Annotated in this window: 2 protein-coding genes and 1 pseudogene; 2 read left to right on the top strand and 1 reads right to left on the bottom strand. The window is 51.6% G+C overall.

The window, feature by feature from the left end:
- Together RMSM_RS41360 and RMSM_RS26595 are read left to right on the top strand one after the other, a co-directional pair.
- A pseudogene (locus tag RMSM_RS41360) lies at window positions 1–552 on the top strand (hypothetical protein); the annotation flags it as partial.
- A gap of 201 nt (window positions 553–753) precedes the next feature.
- A complete protein-coding gene (locus RMSM_RS26595; protein ID WP_040769505.1) occupies window positions 754–1,665 on the top strand; it encodes a DUF1571 domain-containing protein in 912 nt (303 codons plus the stop codon).
- On the opposite strand, the gene RMSM_RS37390 is transcribed toward RMSM_RS26595, so the two are convergent.
- Window positions 1,662–4,376 carry a hybrid sensor histidine kinase/response regulator gene (locus RMSM_RS37390; RefSeq protein ID WP_052031822.1) on the bottom strand — a complete coding sequence of 905 codons (2,715 nt, stop codon included), beginning with the start codon at window positions 4,374–4,376 and terminating at the stop codon, window positions 1,662–1,664. The two genes, RMSM_RS26595 and RMSM_RS37390, sit on opposite strands and share 4 nt — an antisense overlap.
- Between the last annotated feature and the right edge of the window lie 987 nt (window positions 4,377–5,363).

Below are 5,363 nucleotides of genomic sequence, written 5' to 3' on the forward strand. Positions count from 1 at the left end.
GTGGCCGATGGCAATGAAGCCGCTCAAATTGTCAAAGACTTGGCAGCGAAGATTCAAAACGAGCCGAAGGCTCCAAAGTTCTCGTTTGATGTTAGCACCTACAAGGGTGTGACGATGCACTTGATCGAAGCCGACGTGCCGCAAGGCGAAGACGAACTGCAGAAAATGTTCGGCCCTAAACTGCGGGTTCATGTTGGAACAGGAGCTAAGTCGGTATTTGTTGCCGTGGGCAAAGACAGTGAAGCGTTGATGCAAAAATTGATTGATTCGGGTGCCAGCGATCAAGGTGGCGTTCGTCCAGTAGGTCAATTCCGCATCAAATTGCTGCCGATTTTGCAATACGCGCAATCAATTGAAACGAATGAAGTGATCGCGGCGATGATCGACACGCTGTCGCGAGCGAGCGATGGCGGCGATGTGATGGTCGTGCAAAAATCGATCGTCAATGGTCAAGAATCGCGGATGTTGATCAGCGAAGGCGTGTTGCAAGCGGTCGGTTCGGCAGTGCGTCAAGTTCAGCAGCAAAAGATGCAGAACAACGGCAGCTTCTAATTTGTGACCGCGTGTCAGTGACGTTTTTTGGGTCGGCCTCGTTGTGAGGCCGACTTTTTTATTGTTCCGAATGTGAGCTCGAGGAAGGGCGCAAGTCACAAGGAATCGGTGCCGATGCTAGCCTTTTGCTTTTGCCTTTGATCGATGCCATCGAACCGCTATTTCGTTCGAGATATTTTGCATTCAATCGAGTATGGTTCTATGAAATTTCCAAATAGACATGTGCTGCTTGTTGGCTCAGCCTTTGGGTTGGTCGCTGCCGTGTTGTTGTTTAGTACGGTTCCTAGTTCCGGCCGAGGAAGCTCCGAGCCGGTGCTACCCACCGATCTGTCAGGTACGGAATCGATATCGCATGACGACGGCGACGCTGCGGCAGCGAATACACGAGAATCCTCACTCGAAGAAGTGCTTCAAATTGCAACGCAAGCGCGTGCGGCGATGGCGCGATCACTGCACAGCTATACTGCAAGGTTTGTTAAGCAAGAGGTCGATAGCAGCGGTGTGCTCGGTGAGCAAACTGAAATGCAGTTGAAGGTACAGACACGGTTTCGCAACGGTGATGAAACAGCGGGTAAACGTGTCTATCTGCGTTTTCTCGCACCTGAGTCGGTCAAAGGTCGCGAAGTGATCTGGGCCGAGGATCTGCATGATGGAAAGCTGCTTGTCCATGAGGCGGGGTTGTTGGGGATTGCCCCGATTCCACCGCTGGATCCGAATGGATTTTTGGCAATGCGTGGCCAGCGTTATCCGATCTCACAAATTGGGATCGTGCGTCTTGTGGAAAAGTTGATCGAGCGTGGTCAGGAGGATTTAGGCAATCCCGATATCGACGTCACGATCACGCATGATTTTTCGCTCGATGAGATTTCGGCCGACCTGATTCAAGTCAAGCGAGCGAAGCCGTCGGGCAAGGAAGGAGATTTTTCGCTCGCGGAAATCGTGATCGATCCTGAGCGTCAGTTGATAGTTCGTTATCGCAGTTTTGGCTGGCCAACGACGGAGGGGCAGCCTGCTCCGCTGCAAGAGTCGTACACTTATCACGAAATCCAAACCAACGTGAAATTGACTGAATTGGATTTCGATCCGAAGAATCCAGAATACAAGTATCCTTAATATTTGGTCGCAGCAGGTTTGGGCAGGAATTTGGCAAGCATTTGTCGCAGTGTCTCAAACTCGATCGGCTTGCTTAGGTATTCATCCATCCCCGCTTGCAAGCAACGTTCGCGATCCCCTTTCAGCGCGTTGGCGGTCAGGGCAATGATTGGCAGGCGTTGGGATTGTCCAGAACTGCGTTCGCGACGTCGGATTTCGCGGCTCGCGGTAAATCCGTCCATTTCGGGCATTTGGCAATCCATCAAAACGGCGTCGTAGTGATTCTCTCGGATCATCGAGACTGCTTCGTCACCATTTTGCGCGACATCATAACTACATCCGGCGTGCTTAAGTAGTTCGCATACATATAGCTGATTGATACAGTTGTCTTCGGCAACCAAGACATGACCTGTCAGCCGCGATACGTGCGTCTGGGCGGCTTCTTTTCCCACGGATTCTTGTGAGTCTTCTGTCTTCGGCTTGTGGATTCCTGCTGCTAATGCGTCAAACAAGGCACTCGGTCGGATCGGATCGAGGAGCATCTTGCGAACCCCGGCTTCTGTTAATTGCTCAAGTGCTGCGTCGTCAAAGTCTGCTCCCATGCCGATCAGCGGCAGCGGGCACTTCATCGCAAATTCTTTGATCGTCTCATACGGATTGCCCTGAATGCCGCGACAATCCAGCAATACTTGTGAGAAAGGATTGTCATCTTTTTCTGCGTCGGTAATCGCTTGCAATGCTTCGGAAAGAGTGTTGACCAGTTTGAAGGGGCACCCCCAGGCGTGCAGGCTATCGTAGATTTGTTTGCGTTCGTTTTCGCTAGTGTCGACCGACACGATGCAAATCCCTGCCAAAACCTGGCGTCGTGTTTCCAGCGATGGTTGTTCGAAGGTGAGTTCCAGGTCGATCTCTACCCAGAACGTCGATCCGACTCCCGCCTGACTTTTCACGCCGACTTCGCCGCCCATGAATTCGGCAAGCTGTTTGCAGATGGAAAGGCCCAATCCGGTGCCGCCAAATTCACGCGAGGCGGACGGGTCCACTTGTGAAAACGGTTTGAACAATCGATCGTGGTGGTCAGCGACAATGCCGATACCCGTGTCTTCGACAGAGAAGCGAACTCGCATTTGTCGCTGTTTTCTCTCGATGCATTCGGTTCGTAAAACAATGCGACCCGATTTTGTGAATTTCACTGCGTTGCCGACAAGGTTTACAAGGATTTGTTGCAATCGATTTCCGTCACAGCGAGCATTTATGCAGGCACGCGGATCAATGTGACATAGCAGGGGGACGCCTTTTTGTTGGGCGCTGAGCGAAAACATGCCTGTGATGGAATAGACAAGCGATTCAATGTCATGCTCCTGGACATCGAGCTCAATTCTTCCCGCTTCAATTTTCGAAAGGTCTAGGATGTCATTGATCTGTTGCAGCAGCGATTGACCGCATGTGTGCGACGCATCGACAAATTTGCGTTGCTGTTTGGTTAGATCCGTCTGCATCAGCAATTCGTTCATCCCCAAGATGCCATTGAGCGGGGTGCGTAGCTCATGGCTCATTGATGCCAGGAAGTCGCTCTTGGCTTGGTTGGCAAGCTCAGCCGCATCGCGAGCCTGAACGGCATGGTCAATCGTATGGAGAGATTCTTTGAGCGTCTTTTGACTGCGGCGCAATGATTCGCTGGTTCGTCGTTTTGAACGGATGGCGCGAATCGAAAATAGAGAGACCGCAAGTAGGGTTGCCGTGGCGATGGCAAACACGGCCCGGATGTGCAGAAAAAGTGCGGCGTATTCTGTATTTGAAATCTCCGACGCGACGACGATGAACTTTTCTTCTGCGACAACAGCGTCGGTGTTCGATTCGTCGGCGACACTCTCTCTGAGCCATACTTTACGCCAAGTCAATAATCCGGAGGACGATCGCGATTGCCCCTGAGGATGGAGCTGAATTTTTTTCCATAGTTCGACGTTTGTTTTGCTCAACGATTGCGATTTTCGCTCTGGGAACAAAAATCCCCATTCCTGTTCGGGCGTTGCCGCGATGATCCAAAAGCCGTCATCATTGATGATACGCAAGCGATGTTGTGTATCGGGACGCATTTCTTTTAGATGAGCAAGGGTGTTGGCGCCGAGATAGTTAATCACGTACACCCCACGTCGTTGGCCTGTCTCGTCAAAAACCGGCATCGCAAACCGCAGCACTTCGCGAAACGGTCGTTCAATTTGGCCATGTTCGACGTTTAAATCGAATGCGGACAGATAGAGTTGTCCTTTCGCAAGTTGGTTTGTGTCTCGGAAATAGGAACGGTCGGATTTATCTTGTAGCTTCTCTTTGGCGACGACCTGTCCTGGTTGATTGACACGCATCACTTCGAAGCCATCAGCATTCAGATAGCGGATTTGGTCGTATTCGGGTTTTAGTCGGCTGAAGACGACGGCTTGCTGAATCGCTCGTTCGAGTGCCCTTGGGCTGCCAGTGGTCGCGTAAGAAATCAAGCTCCCGTCATTGACTAGCAGCCGAAGATTATCTGCAACGGGATGCAGGCTGGATTGAATATGCTGAGCAAATGTATTGATGCGGCTGCGTTCTTCATTCAGCAATGCCTCTTCAAGATGTTTCGTTTCTCGCAGATAGAACATTCCGCAGCCGATCAGCACAATGCTGCTGACTAGCATGTAGGACAGCAATGCATCAATGCGACTAACGCTCCAAGGCGGCTTGGTTTCTCTATACATAGAACAATCCTCGAGCCCCATCCAATCGCATCAATTTGATGACGGTGGGGCCGCTAATCTCCCAGAGGGACCTCGTTGGCACAGATTCCGCTCGGGTCGAATGCGTGTTGGGTTTCCGTGGTAAGCGGTGGAGGGGCGGGGGTCTCGCACAAATTTTTCACATGTGGTGGTTACAGTTCTCCTTTGCATGGCAACCAGCCGTAGCGCAGGAGGCGTTGCAGCCACAAAAAGATCGATGGGGTTGAGTATTCGCGTGGTTGCTGTGTCGCAGGCGTATGTTGTGAGATCGGGCGGTCTCAGAGCATTGTTTTGGAGGGCAGATGTGGGGCAGTGGAAGCGGTCATGTTTGCGAATTGCAGCGTCGTACCCACTGCTAACTTGTGGAACCTTAGCATATGAATGTCACAGCAATAGGACAACTTCAACTCAAAGCATCTGTGGTGTTGCTGAGTGCAAGCGAAGCCCGGATGCAAATTTATCCCCCTTTTATCCAGTATTTTGCCTGCAGCAATATAATCCCTGTTTGGCGAGGCGTGTGCGCCTAATTGAATCTGCGGAGGTAAAATGCTAGTGGGCGGTACTTTGCCAAAAAACGTGCTGACGGGGCAAGCGAGCGAAGGAGCGATTGTCGCAACTTGTTTTGTCTCAGTCACTTGAGTGACAACGCGAATGTGGCAGCAAAGCAGCGAGGGGAAAATTGGCGGAAGAGGTGTGGTTACGTATTCCAAGTGGTCACGTCGGTCTGGTTTGGGGGTATTGGAGTGTGGCAAGTGATTCGCCGTTTCGCTGACAGAGGGAGAGGCGAGGAGATTTTGCTGGCAATAGGACTTGTGGACATAAGCCCGGGAGAATTCGGCCAGTCCGCTCCCCAATCGGTGCCACCCACCTAAGTTGGTGCCTGGCACCGAAATTTGACAAGTTTTCAAATTCCGCTCTAATCACGGTAGCCGACTCATCCCTCGAACTTGCGGAGGTGACCTGATGCCA

This window comes from Rhodopirellula maiorica SM1 (assembly GCF_000346295.1).
Lineage (GTDB): Bacteria > Planctomycetota > Planctomycetia > Pirellulales > Pirellulaceae > Novipirellula > Novipirellula maiorica.